We start from the raw sequence: 20,676 nt of genomic DNA on the forward strand, positions 1-20,676 counted from the left end.
TTTAATTATTAATTGTATTTTATAAAATTAAACTTATAAGCATAAAAAGATGACCTCTATTAATAGAAGTCACCTTTAAATTTAATTTACAATCTTTTTAGTTTTTATTTATATTAGTAATTATTTTGAGAACTAAATAAACTTGCTTCTTGTCTTAATGATTTTGGAGCATCCATTTTATCCATTACTACTTCAACAAAAGCAATACCTTCTGTTCCTTTGTTTATTTCTTCCATTGCAACTGCTAATTCTTTTTCAGTTGTAACTTTGAAACAAGTTGGTTGTATATCTCTTTCAGTAGCTAATGTTTTTACAAGTTCTGCATATTGCCACATTTGAATATGGTTATATTCTCTTTCAGGTCCGTGGATTAATCTTTCAATTGTATATCCATCATTGTTAACTACAAATAATACTGTATTTAACTTTTGTCTTATCATTGTTGAAACTTCTTGAACTGTTAATTGGAATGAACCATCACCACTTAAAAGAATGTTTCTTCTGCTCTTATCAGCTAAATGAGTTCCTAAAACTGCAGGAGTAGCATATCCAATTGACATCCAAGATCCTTGACCTACAAAGCTTGCTCCTTCTGGGAATCTCATATTACATGCTCCACTATATGATGTTCCTGTTTCACCAACTAATACATCATTAGGTTTTAAGAACGCTTCCATTTGTCTGAAATATCTATCTTGGGTTAATTTAGCATCTGTTGGAACAAATTTTTCTACTGCTTCTCTTTCTACTTTTACATCGTTATGGAATTTTATTTTAGCATCTGTTAAAGCTTTTATAACATCTTTAATGTAAAGTCCAGTATAAATAGTTTCTCCAATTCTACAATCAGTTAAACCAATTTCTATCATTTTAACATCTTTATTTATATATCTAAATCCAGCTGTTGTAGTATCTATGAATTTAACTCCAAACAGTAAAACTATATCAGAAGCTTTGCAAAGTTCTTTAACTAAATCTGAACTAGTTTCTCCTGAGAATAATCCAGCAAAGTATGGATTACTTTCTGATACTGCTGTCTTTCCTATACTTAAAGTGTTTACTGGGATTTTTGCTTCATTTATAAATCCTTCTAATTCTTTTTCAGCTTTAGCTCTTAATACTTCATAATCAGCTAAAATATGTTGTCCTTTTGAGCTTGCAACCATTTCTTTTACATCATTTACGAATTTCTCTAAAGTTTTCTCGTTGCTTCTCATAGTTAAGTTTAGAGGTTTCATTTCGTCGATTTCTATTTCTTTTGAAACTATATCAACTGGTAATTCTATGTAACCTGGTAATTGATATTTATATATTGATTCTATAACTCTATCGATTTCTTCAGCTGCATTATATTCGCTTATGATTGATTGAAATTCTGTTATTTCTCTAAACATTCTTTCAAAAGTGTCGAATTCTCCTCTAGCAGTTGAATGGTGAACTAGCTTTCTGTTTTGTTGAACTAAAGCTGATGGTACACCTGATATATGTAATACTGGAACATTTTCTGCAAATGAACCTGTTGTAGCATTTATTGCACTAAGTGAACCAACTCCATAAGTTGTAAGTATTACACCAAATCCTCTAAGTCTTGCATATCCATCTGCTGCATATCCTGCATTAAGTTCATTACAGCTTCCAACCCATTCAATATCTTTAGAATCTTCAACATAATCTAAAAATCCTAAGTTATAATCTCCAGGAACTCCAAACATATGCTCTACATTTACTTCTTTTAATCTTTTTAATAAGTATTCTGCAATTGTTATTTTCATTATGTATTCCTCCAATTCATTTTTTATTTATAAGATAAACTATGTATATATAATACACCTTTAAATAGCTTTTAGTAAAAATTAATGTAAACGATTTATATAATGTTATTTTTAAATTTTTAGCGTTTACAAATCTTATTTTCTCTGTCTATCGTAAATTTTCTTTTTTTTACAATACTATCATTTTATTCATAAAATATAGTTTATTCATAAGATACACTCTTATCATCTTATTTAAAATATTCAGATTATTTTAAATAATAAAATAGACTACATTTAAATAAAAGTTTAATGTAGTCTATTTCTATTAACTTTATATTTAGAATGTTAAATATAAGGTAAGCACTCCTAACACTGTTATAACGATATATATAATGATTAAAATTATTTTTTCCCACAAATGTAAAGCATGCTTTTTAGGTAGAACTTTCCAAGCTAAAGCTATCAAAAAGCCTAAAACTATCGGAAGAAGAACTGTATTTAAAATTTCAACACCTAATGTTAATGGTACTAATGGAATTCCTGACAATACTATAATTCCAGCTATTATTAAAAGCGTACTATAAAATATATAAAATGCAGGTGCTTCGCTCCATTTGCAATTTAAGCTAGATGGTTTTTTAAATATTTCTCCAAATCCCCATGAAGAGGCTAATGTAACAACTATAGCTGCAACTAGTGCTGCACCTGTAAGTCCAACTGCAAATAGTATTTTTCCTGTAGCTTCGCCTAAAAACGGTGTTAAAGCTTGACTAATTTGTTGTACTGTATTAAGTGATGCATTTGGGTCTTTCATTCCTATTGTCGCTGCAACCGCTATAATTACTACACAACATATAAGTTGTGTTATTATTGAACCAAAAATAGTATCTATTCTACTTGCTTTAAGATTTTTTTCTGTTAATCCTTTATCCACTACTGCACCTTGTTGATAAAATACCATCCAAGGCATTATAACTGCTCCTACATTTGCAGAAATCATTAACCAATAAGCTGAACTATTTAAAGGTTGGCTTCCAACTAAACTCATCATAACAGATGTATAATCTGGTTTGGCAAATATCATAGCAGGTATAAATACAAGTTCAAAAGCCCCAACTACAATGGCAACTCTTTCAACTACCTTATATTTTCCAGTAACACTTAATAATATAAGTGCTGCAACCGCAAGTGGCACTGTAATCCATTTCGATACTCCAAATAATAATCCAACACCCATTATTCCTGAAAATTCAGTAATTAAAGCACCTATTGTTGACACGAATAATGTACAAACTGAAAGCCATGCCCATCCCTTACCAAACGTTTCTTCTATAAGTTCTCCATGACCTTTTTTAGTTACAATTCCTATTCTAGTTGTAAGTTCTTGTACTATGTATAATATAGGAATGAGTATAAGCATAAGCCCTATTAATTTGTATCCCCATTGAGCACCTGTTTGTGCTGCAGTTATTATAGACCCTGCGTCTGTATCCGCTAACATCACCACAATTCCTGGTCCCATAGCAGATAACATGAGTAAAAATCGTTTTCCACTGCCCATCCTAGGCTTATTTACTTTACTAACATTTATATTCATTATTCCTCCTTGTTGATACTGATAATTAAACTTAAATGATATTTATTATCAATTATGTTACTAATATATTATCATATTTGTTTAGTGTAGTAAATATGATATTAGTCCAAAATCTATAAAATTTGTTTATAAAAAATTAACAATTTAATAGGTTTTATTTATAATTTATTAACAAAATATAAATAAAAAATGTGATTAACTTTAACTAATCACATTTTTTATATTATGTTATATAGATGTACCTAAATTATATGCATCATTTAATTTTTTATTATTATCAATATCTTTAGGATTTTTAACACCACCAACACATATAATACCTTTATTTTCCCATCCAATATATGATAATAGTGTATTATAATAATCTACTGATAATTCAAATTCATTCCCTTCAGCAACCATTAAAAGAACTGATTCTTTTTTATCTATATGATAATCTTTATTTGTTCTCATAACAGCTAATAAACGGTTTATCGCTATCATAAGCTGTCCGCTTAAATGCCAATGTTGATGTATTTCCATTTTTTCTAGGGCTACCATTTAAAATCATAATTTTTTTCATGTAAATTATACACTCCTTATAATTATAAATAACTTTTATATTAACCAAATATTTTTAATTTAACTCATTTCACTAGTTCTTTTAAATGTTTTAGATAAAGCTTCTTCTCCAAGACTTTTAATACCTGAATTTATCTTTTCTAGCATTTTTTCTTTATCTCTAGGCAACATACCTAATACTGGTATGACATTAGTAGTATGTACACAATAAAAAGGCACATTTTCTAATTGAATATCATTAATTAATGTTTTTAATTCCATTAAGTTTTCCATTTCAGAAGCTTCTATAAACGTTCCTTCCTTAACCTCTTCATGCATTTTTGTCCCTTCAAAAACTCCTAAAGTTCCAACCCATATAAGACCTGGCTTAGTTTCATTTAAGAATTTAGCAGTTTCTCTAGCGTTTTTTTCGCCATTTCCCTTTCCTGCTACACCTAACATAAGTAATGCCATATGAGTTATATTAAACTTATTTAATCTTGCTAGTTGTTTTTTTGCCTCTTCAACACTATGACCTTTATTTATGTGGGATACAACCTCCTCAACTCCTGATTCTATTCCAATATATAAATCATTTATACCCAATCCTCTTAATTCTTTTAATTCTTCATCTGTTTTAGCTTTTATATTTTGTATTGAAGCATACATTGTTATTGTTTTACATTCTGGAAAATATTCTTTTATTTTAAGTGCTATCGCTTTTAGATAATCAGCCTTTAAAACAAAAGCATCACCATTTACTAAAAATATTCTATCAATACTTCCATAAATACTTTTAGCTTCTTTTAAATCCTCTTCTATTTGTTCTAGTTGTTCCATTTTGAAACATACATCCTTATACATAGCACAATAGCTACATTTATTATGTGCACATCCTACAGTAACTTGTAATAAAAGTGTATCAGCTTCAACTGGTGGTCTATAAATTGGACCTTCATAATGCATATTAATTTCTCCTTCCTACATATAGGCTATTTAATCATTAGTTTTTCTAAGATTTTATTAATTATATATAAATCAAAATATTTATTAAATCGGTAAATTCCGATTTAATAAATATTATTACTTATTTTTATAATTGTCAAGGTATTTTATGTAACTAATTATTTTTTTATATAAAATTTTAGTGTAAAATTAGTTTAATGAGAATGTTAATATACAGATATTAAATGAACTGAAAGGAATTTAAAATGGATAAAATAAAAATTTTTAAAGCTTTAGGAAATAAAACTCGATTAAATATATTATTATGGTTAAAAGATCCCAAAAATAAATTCGATCCACAACATTTATCAGTTGATGATGATTTTCAAGGTGGTGTATGCGTAAGCTCCATAAGAAAAACAGCAGGATTAAGTCAGTCTACTATATCTGAATTTTTATCAATATTACAAGAAGCAAAACTTGTAGAATCAAAATGTATTGGGCAATATACCTATTTTAGAAGAAATGAAAAAACCATACGAGAAATAGCAAAATGGATGGAACTTGAATTTTAATCTTTTAATTTAAATAAATGTAATTATATGTTATGATTGATTTGTATAATTGTTAGAAAGAAGTGAATAAAAATGGATATAAATGATATTAAAAAAATGAGAGATTTACTTAAAATGGCTGAAGAAAAATCATTAGAAATGGCTATTAATTCAAATCCATTAGAATCAAATATGGATACAAAAAAATTATTGCTTTTTACAGGAGCAAGCAAATTATGTAATTTAGCAGATTCAATAATAGAAAATCCTAACTTTGATGTAGATATAGATGCTATTAATGAGGAATATAAAAAAAATAGAGCAAAAAAATAACCTATTATATATAATAAGTTTTAAAAGGTACATTTATTAAATAAATGTACCTTGTTTAATAAATTATTTAACTATAATATAAATAGTATTATTTCTATTTTTAGTATATATTAGCTATAATTTATTTTTTAATAAAATTGTTAAATGCATTTTTATTAAATTTATAATCTTTATCTATTAATGTTTTTAATTCATTTTCATTTAAATCCAAAAAATATATATTATTTAAATTGTCTATTTTAAAACCTTTGGAAATAAGAAAGCTTTCAAAGTTATCTTTTCCATTATAATATTCATATTTATAAGTAAAATAATTCATTTCTGATAATATCTCTGATTTCTCAACTTTAAATTTTGAATAATCATAATTTTGTTTTACTATATTTTTTAATTTTGCCCAAATATCTTTACCTTTTATGTTTTTATCTATAATTCTATCACTAATATTCTCTTTAATAGACATGTCTAAAGGTAGAAATAGCATGAATTCTTCTTTTTCTTTAATTAAAGTTAAATCTTTATCAACTTTTTTAAATTCAAGATTTTCTAAATGTTGTAAAAATATATTTATACTTTTATATATATTAGAACTTTCTTTTTGTTTTTTAATTCTTTTCATAATATCATCAAACATTTTAGAAAAATTCTTATCTTCTAAGCATTTTCTATATGTTAAATTTAATACGTTAAGCCCTTTTATATAGTCTTCATTTTTATAAATTTTATCAGCATCATCTAAATTAAAGAAAAAAACCTTAGAATTTTTCTTTGTTGAAGAACGATTTATTCTCCCTATAAATTGTTCTTCATTATAAATAAAACTTATATCTTTAAATCCAAAATCCATGTCTATATCAACACCAGCTTCAATAGTTTGAGTTGATACTATAATTATATTTTCTAAAATCTTAGCTTCTTCTATAACAGAATCTCTATAATATTTATTATCTTCAGAAGTTATTTCTCTAATTGTCATATCTTTTTGCAATATATTTGCCTTGTTTTTATTTAAAAATTCATAAAAATCTCTACAAGTTTGTTTTTTTATAAATTCAACTAAAATTTTAACATTTTTATTTTCTTTTATGAGTTCATTAATTTTAGATAAAATATCATTATAAATATTTATTTTTTTATCTTCATAATTTGTATCTTTATATTTATCTAAAAGGCTATAATCATACTCTGATATTCTATCTTTAAAAAATGTATTTTTAAAATAAATTTCAGTATTTTCAATTAAATTTTTATAAGATGATTTAGCTATATTTGTATCTAGAAGCTTACTTAAATCAGGTAAAGTAGCAGACATTATAACAAATTTTATATTCATATATTTAGCATAAACATCTAAAATTCGTATTATTTCAGCCCAAATATCTACTCTATAAGCTTGTATTTCATCTAAAACTATGACTGAATTAAAAAGATGTATAAGAGATAAATTATTATTTCTTAGATTTGAAAATAGAAGTTTAAAAAGTTTTACGTGACTTGTTAAGGTAATTCCATAATTTATCATTTGATAATCTAAAAGAGATAAATCATAATCTATATCATATTCTTCATTATATACTTTATTTATAGATGTGTTTGAATTTATTTCTATAATATCAATAGGATTATAATCTTTAAAAAGTTTATTTAAATTATCAGCTGTTTGATTACAAATAGAATTAAACGGTGCTGTATAAACATACTTTTTTATAGGAAATTTATCTTCTTGTGTTAATTCCATAATTTTCAAGCTTATGTTTGTAGACATTATGGTTTTACCAGCTCCTGTTGGAGCTTCTAAAAAGAATATATTATTATTTATAGATTTATTTAAAATTTCTTCACTTTCTTTAAACATATTACATCTAACTTCATTTATAGTCCCATTAAATTTTCCTGTTTTAAAATGTTCTTTTATAGATCTTATTGTTTCAGTATTATTAAAAGCCTTAACAGTTTCATTTATATTTAAATCCTTAATTTCAAATTGTGTATCATTCATATATTTAGAAGTTGCTAAACTATCGCCAACCACTATCATTGAATATAACAATTTATTTAATAAATAATTTTCTGCTTCAATACCACTAAAAACACTTAATTTAAAATTATCTATATCCAATAATAAAGTTTTAACAAAATCCTCTAATATATCATTATTATTATATAAACAAAGTTCTTTGAAAAATTTTATAGTATATGATTTGTTGCGATCATTTTCTGTAAAATAAAATTTTCCTTTATAAAATTCATTCAAATCGTCTAACCCAGAATGATGTTTATATATTTCAAAAGAAAAATTATAAATAATTCTTAATAAAAATATTAAAAGTTCATTACAATCTATTTCATATATATCTTCAAATAAATTATCCTTAAACTCTAAACACATTTCATTTATATATAAAATAGCCGAATAAAATGAATGATTTGATGTCATACCATCATTTATCATGTCGGTAAACTTATTATTATTCAAAACATCTAGTTGATATTTTACTGATATTTTGCCTAAATCATGAAGATATATTGCATTAACAAAAGCTTTAAATACAGCATCTTTACATTTTTCTTTTATATTTTTTGTTATATTTATATAATTCAAAGAAAATTTATCTACTAAATCATTTATCAAATTTTTTATATGAATTAAACAGTAATTCTTATCATTTATATCAACTATTTGTTCTATCGTTAAACTCATATGCTTTAATAATTTTTCATTTTCTTTATTAATATCAGCTTCTTTAGGTATATGAGCTTCCAATAAATTCAAATCTTTTATTTTATCATTTGTAATTTCTATAAGTAAATTATAAATATTTTCTTTCGTAAAATTTTCTTGTAAATCATTTTTCATTTTATCATCCCCTACTTTATTATTTAAGTATATACTATTTTCCCCCATAACTGTAGAATTAATTTTATGATCCAATGTTCTTAGTTAACTACTTAAATCTAAATATATTCTTCTAAATATCTTTTTGATTCTAAAACTTCTTTCATTTCTACTATCACATCCTTATATGTGCCTTTTAATTTAAGTTCTCTCAATAGTCTATCGAATCTATATTTTCCTATTTCTAAATCCATGTTCAATTTTATTAAAATATTTATTAATCCACTCCTATATAAAGATGCCATATCAAATTTTTCACCCATATATTTTTCTAAATTGAATTTCTTAAATGATAAACCATTTGGGGAATATGGTGCTAAGCCATTAGCTGTTTGTACACAAGGCTTCGGTCTTAACACATATTCACTTTTAGTGTTTATTTCATATTCCTTATGATTAGCTTTATCTCCTTTTTTACGATATATTTGTTGTTTTAGAGCTTCTTTAGTTACTTCAACAAAATAGTCATCCATCTCTACAGTTCTTCCATTTACATATATTTCTTTTTTATTAAAATTTATATCTGTTACCTTTAATTCAGCCAAATCTTCGTAAGAACGACCTCTTATACAATTATATATAGCAAGAATAAAGAATTTATCTTGTTCGTTGTCAATCTTATCTAATAATATTTTTATATCCTTTTTTGAATAATACATTTTAATACCACCTTTTTAATTATAACTCTCTTTATTTTTATCTAACTTGATACCTTCGAATACTGGGAATTTAATATTTTTTTAATTCTTTACATTTTATTTCCTTGAATTAAAGAATACATCAACATCTTTTTACTTTATAAGTTTAAATACATCTAATGTTCTTAGTTAACTAATGATGTAAACGTATTCTATTTATATATATAAATTTAAATACATCTAATGTTCTTAGTTAACATAATTATAGTATAACAATTAAGGAGGTAGATTTAAATTTAAATACATCTAATGTTCTTAGTTAACTTTTGGCATATAGATAGGGAAAATGTTAAAATTTTATTTAAATACATCTAATGTTCTTAGTTAACTGTATTCATTAATGCTATACCCATACTTTACCCCCTATTTAAATACATCTAATGTTCTTAGTTAACAGTATTAACTTTCACAACAAAAGCAGCTAACGAGAATTTAAATACATCTAATGTTCTTAGTTAACAATTAACAAAAACAGAAGCAGGATGCAGAGAATTGTAATTTAAATACATCTAATGTTCTTAGTTAACTTATTTAAAATAATTTAAAAAGGTAGGTAGATATTAATTTAAATACATCTAATGTTCTTAGTTAACAAACTACAGTAAAATATTTTTTTATAAGGCATTTTAATTTAAATACATCTAATGTTCTTAGTTAACTTTTTATAGATAAATTTTCAAAAGTTTCATTTTCTATTTAAATACATCTAATGTTCTTAGTTAACTTGAGGATTGCAAAATCGTATAATGTTCCTATTTTATTTAAATACATCTAATGTTCTTAGTTAACATAGCCATTAATTAGCACTCCCTTTCATTGCTTGCATTTAAATACATCTAATGTTCTTAGTTAACTATGTATATTCCACAGGATTTTAAGGAACATGGATAATTTAAATACATCTAATGTTCTTAGTTAACCATCATACGATTAATTCGGCTTGTCAGAGAGCGTAATTTAAATACATCTAATGTTCTTAGTTAACAACAGCCTTGATTGAATATTTTGGGAATATAATAACATTTAAATACATCTAATGTTCTTAGTTAACGTTAAGTCTAGGGAAAGTTAATACCTCTAGCTATAATTTAAATACATCTAATGTTCTTAGTTAACAATAGAAATAGTGCTATTGTTGATTCTTGTTATGTATTTAAATACATCTAATGTTCTTAGTTAACAGAAAGAGGTTTAAAAGGTAATAAAGGAGATAAAGGATTTAAATACATCTAATGTTCTTAGTTAACCATTAAAAAAAGTTTCGGGTGAAAGCTTTCAAGACTATTTAAATACATCTAATGTTCTTAGTTAACTTTAATAGCAATAGTGGAACTCCTGGAACTGGGTCATTTAAATACATCTAATGTTCTTAGTTAACGTAAAAGCAAACATTAATACATTAGTTTCTGATAAATTTAAATACATCTAATGTTCTTAGTTAACCATTCAAGGCATACCATTTCCTAGTGCGAAACCTTTATTTAAATACATCTAATGTTCTTAGTTAACACAGTATCTATTTGTTGCACTGCTGTCTTAATATCGATTTAAATACATCTAATGTTCTTAGTTAACGAAGTCTAACATTTCCTTGGTTATCCCTAAATTGTATTTAAATACATCTAATGTTCTTAGTTAACAGAAAATTGGTATATACAACTACAAAAACAAAATACATTTAAATACATCTAATGTTCTTAGTTAACCAATAATGCTATGGTAACAAAAAATTATTCTACACAAATTTAAATACATCTAATGTTCTTAGTTAACTTTTTTGCAGAGAATTAATATAAATAGTTAATTATAATTTAAATACATCTAATGTTCTTAGTTAACGCAAAAACATCACTGCCACATATTTTACATACTTCATTATTTAAATACATCTAATGTTCTTAGTTAACTTTAACGTTTACTTTTACATTTCAAGATACTGTATTTAAATACATCTAATGTTCTTAGTTAACTTATGGACGGATATAATTCCTACAACTGTGTCGTTATTTAAATACATCTAATGTTCTTAGTTAACATAAAAAATATGGAAGTTAAGTTAAAGAGAGAAATATTTAAATACATCTAATGTTCTTAGTTAACAAGATGAAATTGTTCTTTGATAACTTAATATTAAGGATTTAAATACATCTAATGTTCTTAGTTAACGGGTTTTTATATAATTTTTTTATTGCTATAATAGAAATTTAAATACATCTAATGTTCTTAGTTAACGAAAAAATTATTTAAAAAATTTTTTTCCAAAAGTGTATTTAAATACATCTAATGTTCTTAGTTAACCATAGTAGTACCATAAGACATAATACCAAAGCTAGAATTTAAATACATCTAATGTTCTTAGTTAACGAGTCTAAAAAGTTAATATCAACAATTGTTGAAGTATTTAAATACATCTAATGTTCTTAGTTAACCACTTGAAAAGTTTTCATTCATGTTATTCATAGCTATTTAAATACATCTAATGTTCTTAGTTAACTAGGAAAGGACGATATAAAGCTAGGTTCTACTAGAATTTAAATACATCTAATGTTCTTAGTTAACCTTAAAATCTCCCCTTTACAAAATCTACTATTTTATATTTAAATACATCTAATGTTCTTAGTTAACAACAGTTGGGTCTATACAATTGTGAACAACTACTCCATTTAAATACATCTAATGTTCTTAGTTAACTGCTAACAATAAATACTTCTTGCAAAAATCAAATGGATTTAAATACATCTAATGTTCTTAGTTAACACTATATAAGTTAGTGCATCATTTAAATTACATACTAAATTTAAATACATCTAATGTTCTTAGTTAACGATTTAGATCAGCTAATAGAAAGTAATAAAATTGGATTTAAATACATCTAATGTTCTTAGTTAACGCTAGTGATACAATTTCAAAATCATAACCTCTCTTTATTTAAATACATCTAATGTTCTTAGTTAACACTTTAGAAATCATACACATGGTAATCTATTTACATTTAAATACATCTAATGTTCTTAGTTAACCCTTAACTTATTAAATGTAAGGGGATAGAATTAAGAATTTAAATACATCTAATGTTCTTAGTTAACATTACTTACAAAACCTCTAATAACAGCAGATGCTAAGATTTAAATACATCTAATGTTCTTAGTTAACCCACTGTCCTTTCTGTCAGGATCATGGTAAAACTTAATTTAAATACATCTAATGTTCTTAGTTAACTCTTTTACTATATTTTCCACTTTCTTATTTCTCAATTTAAATACATCTAATGTTCTTAGTTAACTTATCAAGGACTATCTAGTAGAAACGCTAGAGGGATTTAAATACATCTAATGTTCTTAGTTAACACTAAAGCCTTTATTTTATTACTTACATCAAACCCATTTAAATACATCTAATGTTCTTAGTTAACTTATTAAGTGGAGTTTCAAGAAGTCTTACAATATCATTTAAATACATCTAATGTTCTTAGTTAACCCATACTTATCAAAAATTCTATCAGCAGACTCATTAAATTTAAATACATCTAATGTTCTTAGTTAACTCACCCAAACTACAAACATCAAGCAGATAAAATTGCATTTAAATACATCTAATGTTCTTAGTTAACGCTAATGTTGAGGTTGTTAAGGAGGCTGTAAATGCATTTAAATACATCTAATGTTCTTAGTTAACCACTTTAAACAAGCCATTCTTACATTTTTATAAATCCATCTAATTGTTGATATAACTAGATTTATAAAAATATTTACCAAGTAAAACTAATTTATTAAATTATATAATATAATCACACATAAATGTTTGATATGCCTATATTATACGGCATTTTTATAAAAAGTTCACTTGGTAAATCAAACTGTTACAATTTTTAAAAGAAAAATAGATTTAATCCATTAACTTCTAAAAACTCCTCGTTATTTCCAATGTTAAATTTAGCATTGCTGAATGTAAAACTTTTTGATACATATAAAGACTTATTATCTGTATAAGCAACAGGAAGTACCTCTTTATATATAAATTCATTTAAGTTGCTATTACCAAAACCTTTATTTTTAACTTTTACCGCTTTGTCTGATAAAAATAAACTGTTTATATTTATCTTATCATTACTTATTTTCTTTTTCTCTAGAATTTCTACATTTTTAATAGTTGCAGGATGATTTGTTTTTCCTAAATAAGTTATAAACCTTGACTTACCATTTAAAATATAATCGATTAATTTTTCTCTAAGTTCGTTGACTGTTAGAGATTGTAAATCTATATATATATCCCAACTAACATCCTCGAGCCATTGTTCTGTATACATTAAAGTAGCAGCTTTTTTACCTGCTTCATTAGCGTATCCAGCTGTATTAACCATATTATGTTTTTTTCTTCTAAAATATCCTTTGCTTACTTTAGGAACTATAGAAACCTTAATATCTTTTAACTTTGTATAAAACTCAGGGTGGACATATTTATCTTTTGACTTTAAATATCCCATCATATGTCCATCCATTCCTAGGATAGCCCCCAACATTCCCATAAGAGCAATTTTATGAATATGCCCAAAGGTAAATTGCAAATCTCCTTCATTTACTTCATTACTTCTAAAAAAAGCTGTCTTTCCGCTTAAATTAAACTTTAATATACTCATATGTCTAGCATCCTTCTATTTAGATTTCTAATAAAGTTCTTCAAATCTATCTTTTATTGTAGCTTTCGCAGGAATATTTTCAAAGCTACAACTATTGCTGTCATAAAGTTCTATACTTTCAACATCTTTTATTTTATCTAAAACTTTTAATTGTTCTAAGTCTATAACAAATTTTTTATCATTTTCATTTATTTTCAAAAGACCTAATAAATCATTTATTGAATATATACTATCTTCTTTTAAATTTATAAATATAGCAAATTCATCATAACAATCTTTTTTTGTTCTTGTATTTATAAGAGATGCTGAAAATAAAACAGCTTTTTTAAATAATTCATAAGCTTCATTTGTATAGCCATTAAGCCTATCACCATAAACTTCTTTTAATGAGTTTATATTATATGGTTCTACTCTAAAATCTTGAACATATAATGCATTATCAATAAAAAGGCTTTTTCCTATATTAGTTGCAGAATTTTTACTATCCTCTATTTCATTATCATCTTTCTTTTTTTTCTTTTTATTATTTCCAGTTCCGTAAGGAGAGATTATATCACCAGTTATAACATTACTTTCTTCTAAAACATTTACCCCTATACCATATTGAACTGCTCCAGTTATTCCAAAGTTTATATTTCCTGTTAATGCTGCACCATAGTTTTGAACATCAGGAAATTCATTTATTATGTTAACTATTTTATCTGGAAGATCACCCTTAACTTTATCTTCAATGATTTCTTGTTGAGTTGCTGAGTAGATGTTTCCATCCTTATCAAGTTTTAAATATTTTTTTATTAAAACATTGTTTCCTGTTTTTTTAAAAAAATCTCTATCTAAATATTTAGTTGAAACATCACTATTATAGAATGTTCCATCAGCTAAAGATTTAGGTCTATTATCAAATCCTGAATTTAAATTTCCATTTTTAACTCTAATTGCTCTAATTCCATATACTCTGTTATTTTTAATTGTATTATTTTCCATCTTCTAAAGCTCCTTCTCCTTCATTTTTCTTTTTATTAAAAAATACATTGTCATGGCAAACACCAATGTAAAATTCTATTTTCTTTTTATTTATTTTTTCCTTAGGCTCATATGAAAGAATTTCCCCAAAAACTTTTTTAAATATTAAGTTTGCATTGCTTATTCTAAAAGAATACGCTTCAAATCTGTCTAATAAATAATCTTTTAAAGCCTTTGGATTTATTTTTTCTGTATAATACTTTACTACATCAAGATTAGAACTTGCTTTAGCCTTTGATTGACTCTCTATAAAGTTTGCTGCTTGACCTAAATAAAAATAAAATTCCTCATCATTTTCTATCTTAAAGTTATCTTTATTATTTAGTAATTCTTCATTTTTAAATTCTATGTCTTCTAAAGCTTTCAATATATAATTCTCCTTTCTAAATTCCATCAATAGATTTAATTTTATATTTAAAAGTGTTTCTAAATTAAATATAAAGTTATCAGACATGTATAAATTATTTACATAAGCTTCTATACACTCATCAGCAAATTTATCTAATATATAATTTTTATCATTTTCATTAACATCAACATCATTTAAGAAATCGTGTATTTTATATTTGTATTTTTCAAAAATAATACTTGCATTATTTTCATAATTTATTGCCCCTTTTTCTCTAAAAAATGGTGCTGATATTTCATATTTGCTATATTTATTTAAAGACTCAACCTTAACAAATATTAGTTTACTTAGTAAAAATGGTACACTATACTCTAAATTATTTTTCTTATCAGTATCTTTGATTAATTTAAACTGCTTGTCCTTTCTAAGTAAATTTTTACAAACTATTTTCTTTTTAAACATTGTTATTATATTAAAGTTATAAATAGATCTAATATCATAATCTTCAATATATTTATCCTTAAAATGAAGCTTTAATATTTCATTACCTGCACTTGTATCATAAATTTTTTTCTCGCTATAACCACTTCCCATTGTAATGTCATCTTCATTTATGGTGTTTAATATAAAACTTTGTGCTGAGTTGCTATCAGATAATAGTTTTAGTAATTCGTTTGCAAGTTTAACATTTATAGCTTCTTCTAATGAATGCATTTTTACACTAGTTAATCCACAAGTTTTAGTTATTAAAAATGGCTTACTTCCATTATTGTTATAACCATACGATATAGCCCCTTTTATTTCGCCATTTATAACTTGAGTAGTACCACTATTAAAAATATAATTCATTAAATAAAAATTATATTCTTTATTATATTCATCCAGTGAATCATCTAATTTATTTGATTCTGAATAAAAATAAATTTTTATCAGAAATTTTTTATTTCCTATTTTTTCTTTTGCAAATAGAAGTATTTTATTTAAGTTTTCTTCTATATATTTTGAACAAAGACAGACTTTCTTTTTTCTTTCTTCTTCTCTAGCATCATTTATTATATTTTTTATATCACAATATGCTAATTCTTCATTTTTTAAATTCTCTAGATTAGTTTTTATCATTTCAAATTTTTGTTTTTGAACATTATATTTTTCTAATAATTTTTTTATACTTTCTTTTTGTTTTATAATTTTCGCATTAGGTGAATCTTTTTCTATAAGTATATTAAGTTTTTCTTCACCATCTTTTAATTTAATATCTAAATTTTTAAGTTTTTCTTCTTCTCTAATAATTTTTTGCTTTTCTTTTTCCAATGTTCTTTGTAAAATGTCTATTTTAAAGTTTTTTTCTATTTCATCACCTATATTTTCTAACTTTTTATATACAATATCTTGAAAATGAGATATCATTTCTTCACTAGATTGAAATTTTTTCTTATTTTCAGTGTTTTCATTATAAGGAGAACATTCATTATTAAAAGCTAGAGAAATATATACTGTTCCTAATGATTTTTTTCTTGGAGTATCCAACGCTTTATTAGCATCATCATTCATAAGACCAGATAACAATTGTCTAGACTTAAAATAATCTTTAAGTTTTTCTTCTTCTTGTATGTCCATTTTGCTATTTTTATCATCTGTAAGATAATACTGAACTTTATCTTCATTAAAGTCATTATCAATATTTACTTTTATATGCAAACCATCTTTTAAATTAGTACTGTCACATATTTTTTTAATGTACTTTTCTTTATCTTTTGCTATTTCTAAAGTTATGGACTCTATCACTTACTATCACCTCCTATAAGTATACTGCATGGCAAAAACCAGACCCTATGGCAGAAGTTTTTTCTCCAAGCCCAATTGCTTCTGCAAAAAAAGCTAAATCTTGAGCCAAGCTATTTGAAGCAATATGGAAGTTATATTTAAGTCCAATTAATTTTATACCTTTATAATTCATTCCTAATGGTTTAGAGGTAACCTGAGATAATAAAAACATTTCCCCCACATCTTCTAAAGAAATATTTGTATCGTTAAATGAATTATATTTTTTTATTAAATTAGTTAATATAGCATCAGGTGTGCAAGAGGTTGTAATATCATTTTTAATTCCTCTGCTGCCTTTTTCAGTAATAATTATAGGTGTTAAACTTATTAAACTTTCTATAGTTCTTTTTGCTCTTATATTTTTTTCTACTGCTATAACATTAAAATATTCGTTTTGAAATTTTTTTAAAATATTTGCTATAGAATTTGCAAAATTATCGTTTAATGATCTTAACCTGAACATATAAATAGAACCTTTATTATATATTCCATTTTTATCTGATAATGGATAGAAACTATCAAAGCTATAAAATTTAAATCCAGATTTCTTATGCAACTCTTTAAGATTTTCGTCTAAAAACATAGATTGATTAATACTATTTCCTATAATATAATTGGCATCTTTTCTAGCTATGTCTTGTTTTAAAAAACATATAACTTTAGTTTCTATATAGTATTTTTTTTTCAATATATCACCTCTTACATAACGATATAATAAAACATCTTTATACAAATATTTTAAACTTTTGATAATAATTTGTAAATACAAAAACACCTAAAAAATAAATTTATAGGTGTTTTTGTATTAAATGTTCTAATATGTATTAAAATTTATAAAATATTTTTTATAATTTCAGCAGCTTTTTCATAGCCTCCAGCATCTCTTAAAGATTTACCTATTTTTTCTGCATTAATTTTATATGATTCATTAGATAAAACCTCATCTACAGCACTTCTTATGCAATTACATGTATAATTCTCTGTACCTATTAAAGCAATACCTGCCCCCAACTCTTGAACTCTTTTAGCTACTGTAGCTTGGTCACCAAATTGAGGAACAATAATTAAGGGAAGATTATTATATAATGCTTCATTTGTACTATTCATTCCTCCATGTGTTATAAATAAATCTGCTTGCTTTAATACTTCAAGTTGTGGTATGTAATCATAAAGTTTGAAGTTTTTAGGTATAGCTCCTAAATCATTTCTGTTTATTCTTTTTCCTATACACATTATAATATCTATATCATCTCTAAAGCCTAATGCTTCAAAACAATTTTTATAAAAATCTAAATTTTCATTAGCCATTGTTCCAAGAGATATAAGTAATAGTTTTTTATTGCTTGACTTGTCTATTTTAAAATCTGTTAACTCATTTCTATTAAATATAGAAGGTCCTACAAATTTAAATGAACTATCAAACTCTTCACTATATGGTTGAAAATATTCGGATGTAAATACCATATTTAAATCTATTTTTCTATTTGATTTTTTCTTACCGCTTGTGAGTTTATCAAATCCATGGCAAATGTCATTTTCATTTTTCATAATTGATGGTAAAAACGTAGTAAACATACTACTTTTCAATTTGTCATTTAATGCAAACATTGTTATAGTGCTTATTACTTTTTTTATTTTAAGTTTCTCTATAACCTCATTTAAGTCTAGTGGGAAAATTTCATCTACAACTAAGTAATCAAATTCTTCACTTTGCTCTAAAGCTAACTCTATAGTCTTTTTTCCTGCAATCCCATATTTAATCATAGATTCTTCCATAACTTTTTTTACAACATTTATTAAATTATTAGAATCTGATGCATTTTTAGCAATTTCTTTTATATTTAAACTTGCAGAGCCACCTTCAAAATTATACCCAATAAATTTAGAGCCTACTTTTTCAAATTTATCTCTAAATTCTTCAGCAGTAATATAAACTACTTCATCTCCCCTTTTAATCAATTCACTAACTAAACCAATAGTAGGGTTAATATGACCGTGAGCGGGTAAAGATATAAATAATCCTTTTGACATAAAATTCCTCCTTTAAATATATATTAGTATGCTCTAATTAATTATATATTCGATAATAACAAAGAACAAGTTAGGCGAAAATTTTTTTCAATACAAGAAAAGCCACAGATTTCTCTATGACTTATATTTATATATTTTTTAACTATTTTCTTATCTTATAAAATTGTTTAATAATACTAAATATATATTCTATATCTTCATCATTTATCAATGAAGTTTCATAATCACCGTTGCCCCAATGTCCAATATTAGATACGTTTCTAAAAATTTTCTTATTATCATCTAAAATTCCCCACTTACAGTTTAACCAAATTTTTATTCTTCTCTTACCTGGCAATATATCAACCATATTTTTATTATTTAATGTAAAAGCAATATACGCTTTAGTATATCTTATACCTATATTGCTATCTAAACCTAATATATATTCTTTTAGCTTATTATATAATTCTATAAACTCCTCTGTTGATTATTTCAAATGGTATTCCTCTGTTATAACTGTGACTTCTTTATTTACTGATTTAACAATTTCACTTGTAGTAACTATATTTTTTACAGATTCTGTATTTTTTGAAGCTTTTATAGGATTAAAACTAACAGTATTATTACTAAATTTTTTCACTTCCCATAATTCGAATGGTAAATCTTTAAAATTTATAGATTCCTTTTGATAATTATTAAATTCTGGAGATATAAACACAACTCTAGATTGAGACCAATCTACGTCATCTCTTTTGATAGTATCCTTACAATTTTCATTATATTCTAAAATAAAATCAGCCTTATTGTTAACTAATAATTACAGATATGCATGGCCTTGGTCTATAACGCTAAAATTTCTATTATTTTTATATTCAATTATTACAAAAGAATTTGTACTTTTATCGAAAGCTAATGTATCTATCCTAAAGTTGTTTAATGAAAATTCCCTTTTTACATATTGCAATCCAAATAAATTTTCTAAATTTTCCTCACATAGTTTGTGTAATTCTATTTCTTTTAGAAAAGGTACTTCTTTAAGTTCTTTTAATTTATTATTCTCTACACTAAATAAAAACATATTCTACCCCATTTTTTATAATCATAATTTTTATTAATTTTCCATCTATAATATAATTTTAACCTATTAATAATAAAATTTTAAGTTAAATCCTAAAAGTATAAAAAATATATTTCTAAAAAGCTAAAGAATAACTACAATCTATATTTACTTATCTAGATTTATTTATAAATATATATAATTAGCTAATACAATAGCCTATAAAAATAAAAAAAGAGTAAAACTTAATTTACTCTTTTTATCTCATATATTTTTCTTTAATTAACATAGCTATTTCATTTGAAACAGTTCTCATGTTTTTTTCAGCTACTTCTTCTATTTTATCAATAACCTCTAATTCAAGGGTTATCATTATCCTCTTTTTTCCTTTAGGTATTCTAGCAGTATTAGGTTTTTTCTCCATTATAACTCCTCCTAAACCATTTAAATTACCTGT

The 20,676-nt window shown here is 24.6% G+C and carries 17 protein-coding genes and 1 CRISPR repeat array; of the genes, 2 read left to right on the forward strand and 15 right to left on the reverse strand.

The window, feature by feature from the left end; all coding sequences use genetic code 11:
- Positions 1–113: 113 nt before the first annotated feature.
- From HH195_RS05080 to HH195_RS05095, 4 genes are all read right to left on the reverse strand, one after another.
- Positions 114–1,772 (reverse strand): alpha-keto acid decarboxylase family protein, encoded by a 1,659-nt coding sequence (locus HH195_RS05080; RefSeq protein ID WP_196371810.1) that lies wholly within the window; start codon positions 1,770–1,772, stop codon positions 114–116.
- A 319-nt stretch (positions 1,773–2,091) separates the two neighbouring features.
- Positions 2,092–3,351, reverse strand: coding sequence for an NRAMP family divalent metal transporter (locus tag HH195_RS05085; RefSeq protein ID WP_055257440.1), 1,260 nt, complete (start codon positions 3,349–3,351; stop codon positions 2,092–2,094).
- A 228-nt stretch (positions 3,352–3,579) separates the two neighbouring features.
- Positions 3,580–3,891: a hypothetical protein gene (locus HH195_RS05090; protein ID WP_207750880.1), complete on the reverse strand. Its 312-nt coding sequence runs from the start codon at positions 3,889–3,891 to the stop codon at positions 3,580–3,582.
- Between the two features lie 81 nt (positions 3,892–3,972).
- Positions 3,973–4,857, reverse strand: a complete 885-nt coding sequence (locus tag HH195_RS05095) for a radical SAM protein (RefSeq protein ID WP_196371811.1) — start codon at positions 4,855–4,857, stop codon at positions 3,973–3,975.
- Between the two features lie 245 nt (positions 4,858–5,102).
- On the opposite strand from HH195_RS05095, the gene HH195_RS05100 reads away from it, so the two are divergent.
- The gene (locus HH195_RS05100) at positions 5,103–5,411 is read left to right on the forward strand and encodes an ArsR/SmtB family transcription factor (protein ID WP_055257437.1); all 309 of its coding nucleotides are present in this window, start codon (positions 5,103–5,105) and stop codon (positions 5,409–5,411) included.
- A 72-nt stretch (positions 5,412–5,483) separates the two neighbouring features.
- On the forward strand, positions 5,484–5,723 hold the full coding sequence (locus HH195_RS05105; protein ID WP_196371812.1) for a hypothetical protein: 240 nt from the start codon (positions 5,484–5,486) through the stop codon (positions 5,721–5,723).
- A gap of 121 nt (positions 5,724–5,844) precedes the next feature.
- Here the strand turns inward: HH195_RS05105 and cas3 are convergent, their stop codons facing one another.
- The 11 genes from cas3 to HH195_RS05150 all read right to left on the reverse strand — a co-directional run bounded on the left by cas3 (position 5,845) and on the right by HH195_RS05150 (position 20,643).
- The gene (gene cas3 / locus HH195_RS05110; RefSeq protein WP_196371813.1) at positions 5,845–8,580 is read right to left on the reverse strand and encodes a CRISPR-associated helicase Cas3'; all 2,736 of its coding nucleotides are present in this window, start codon (positions 8,578–8,580) and stop codon (positions 5,845–5,847) included.
- Between the two features lie 98 nt (positions 8,581–8,678).
- A complete protein-coding gene (locus HH195_RS05115; protein ID WP_196371814.1) occupies positions 8,679–9,278 on the reverse strand; it encodes a site-specific integrase in 600 nt (199 codons plus the stop codon).
- 143 nt (positions 9,279–9,421) lie between these two features.
- Positions 9,422–12,992: direct repeats of the CRISPR family, unit length 30 nt; unit sequence ATTTAAATACATCTAATGTTCTTAGTTAAC.
- Positions 12,993–13,185: 193 nt separating this feature from the next.
- On the reverse strand, positions 13,186–13,953 hold the full coding sequence (gene cas5b, locus HH195_RS05120) for a type I-B CRISPR-associated protein Cas5b (RefSeq protein ID WP_196371815.1): 768 nt from the start codon (positions 13,951–13,953) through the stop codon (positions 13,186–13,188).
- A gap of 27 nt (positions 13,954–13,980) precedes the next feature.
- A complete protein-coding gene (locus HH195_RS05125) occupies positions 13,981–14,937 on the reverse strand; it encodes a type I CRISPR-associated protein Cas7 (protein ID WP_196371816.1) in 957 nt (318 codons plus the stop codon).
- The gene (locus HH195_RS05130; protein ID WP_196371817.1) at positions 14,927–17,110 is read right to left on the reverse strand and encodes a V-type ATP synthase subunit I domain-containing protein; all 2,184 of its coding nucleotides are present in this window, start codon (positions 17,108–17,110) and stop codon (positions 14,927–14,929) included. The genes HH195_RS05125 and HH195_RS05130 overlap by 11 nt, the downstream gene beginning before the upstream one ends.
- 13 nt (positions 17,111–17,123) lie before the next feature.
- Positions 17,124–17,837 carry a CRISPR-associated endoribonuclease Cas6 gene (gene cas6 / locus HH195_RS05135; RefSeq protein ID WP_196371818.1) on the reverse strand — a complete coding sequence of 238 codons (714 nt, stop codon included), beginning with the start codon at positions 17,835–17,837 and terminating at the stop codon, positions 17,124–17,126.
- A 143-nt stretch (positions 17,838–17,980) separates the two neighbouring features.
- Positions 17,981–19,180, reverse strand: coding sequence for a macrolide family glycosyltransferase (locus HH195_RS05140; protein ID WP_196371819.1), 1,200 nt, complete (start codon positions 19,178–19,180; stop codon positions 17,981–17,983).
- A gap of 142 nt (positions 19,181–19,322) precedes the next feature.
- A complete protein-coding gene (locus HH195_RS12550; protein WP_256437756.1) occupies positions 19,323–19,634 on the reverse strand; it encodes a DUF5655 domain-containing protein in 312 nt (103 codons plus the stop codon).
- Between the two features lie 15 nt (positions 19,635–19,649).
- Positions 19,650–19,880 carry a hypothetical protein gene (locus HH195_RS12555; RefSeq protein ID WP_243278547.1) on the reverse strand — a complete coding sequence of 77 codons (231 nt, stop codon included), beginning with the start codon at positions 19,878–19,880 and terminating at the stop codon, positions 19,650–19,652.
- A 99-nt stretch (positions 19,881–19,979) separates the two neighbouring features.
- Positions 19,980–20,240 (reverse strand): PDDEXK family nuclease, encoded by a 261-nt coding sequence (locus HH195_RS12560; protein WP_243278548.1) that lies wholly within the window; start codon positions 20,238–20,240, stop codon positions 19,980–19,982.
- 238 nt (positions 20,241–20,478) lie between these two features.
- A complete protein-coding gene (locus HH195_RS05150; protein ID WP_160110475.1) occupies positions 20,479–20,643 on the reverse strand; it encodes a ribbon-helix-helix domain-containing protein in 165 nt (54 codons plus the stop codon).
- Positions 20,644–20,676 lie beyond the last annotated feature (33 nt).

Origin of the sequence: Candidatus Sarcina troglodytae (genome assembly GCF_015708635.1) — a bacterium.
GTDB classification, from domain to species: domain Bacteria; phylum Bacillota; class Clostridia; order Clostridiales; family Clostridiaceae; genus Sarcina; species Sarcina ventriculi.

Bases quoted from the DNA above. Each gene is read 5' to 3' on its own strand.
- HH195_RS05140 (WP_196371819.1), bottom strand. From the start codon at position 19,180: ATGTCAAAAGGATTATTTATATCTTTACCCGCTCACGGTCATATTAAC.
- HH195_RS05095 (WP_196371811.1), bottom strand. From the start codon at position 4,857: ATGCATTATGAAGGTCCAATTTATAGACCACCAGTTGAAGCTGATACA.
- HH195_RS05090 (WP_207750880.1), bottom strand. From the start codon at position 3,891: ATGGTAGCCCTAGAAAAAATGGAAATACATCAACATTGGCATTTAAGC.
- HH195_RS05100 (WP_055257437.1), top strand. From the start codon at position 5,103: ATGGATAAAATAAAAATTTTTAAAGCTTTAGGAAATAAAACTCGATTA.
- cas3 (WP_196371813.1), bottom strand. From the start codon at position 8,580: ATGAAAAATGATTTACAAGAAAATTTTACGAAAGAAAATATTTATAAT.
- cas5b (WP_196371815.1), bottom strand. From the start codon at position 13,953: ATGAGTATATTAAAGTTTAATTTAAGCGGAAAGACAGCTTTTTTTAGA.
- HH195_RS05115 (WP_196371814.1), bottom strand. From the start codon at position 9,278: ATGTATTATTCAAAAAAGGATATAAAAATATTATTAGATAAGATTGAC.
- HH195_RS05125 (WP_196371816.1), bottom strand. From the start codon at position 14,937: ATGGAAAATAATACAATTAAAAATAACAGAGTATATGGAATTAGAGCA.
- HH195_RS12560 (WP_243278548.1), bottom strand. From the start codon at position 20,240: ATGTTTTTATTTAGTGTAGAGAATAATAAATTAAAAGAACTTAAAGAA.
- HH195_RS05080 (WP_196371810.1), bottom strand. From the start codon at position 1,772: ATGAAAATAACAATTGCAGAATACTTATTAAAAAGATTAAAAGAAGTA.
- HH195_RS05150 (WP_160110475.1), bottom strand. From the start codon at position 20,643: ATGGAGAAAAAACCTAATACTGCTAGAATACCTAAAGGAAAAAAGAGG.
- HH195_RS05105 (WP_196371812.1), top strand. From the start codon at position 5,484: ATGGATATAAATGATATTAAAAAAATGAGAGATTTACTTAAAATGGCT.
- HH195_RS05085 (WP_055257440.1), bottom strand. From the start codon at position 3,351: ATGAATATAAATGTTAGTAAAGTAAATAAGCCTAGGATGGGCAGTGGA.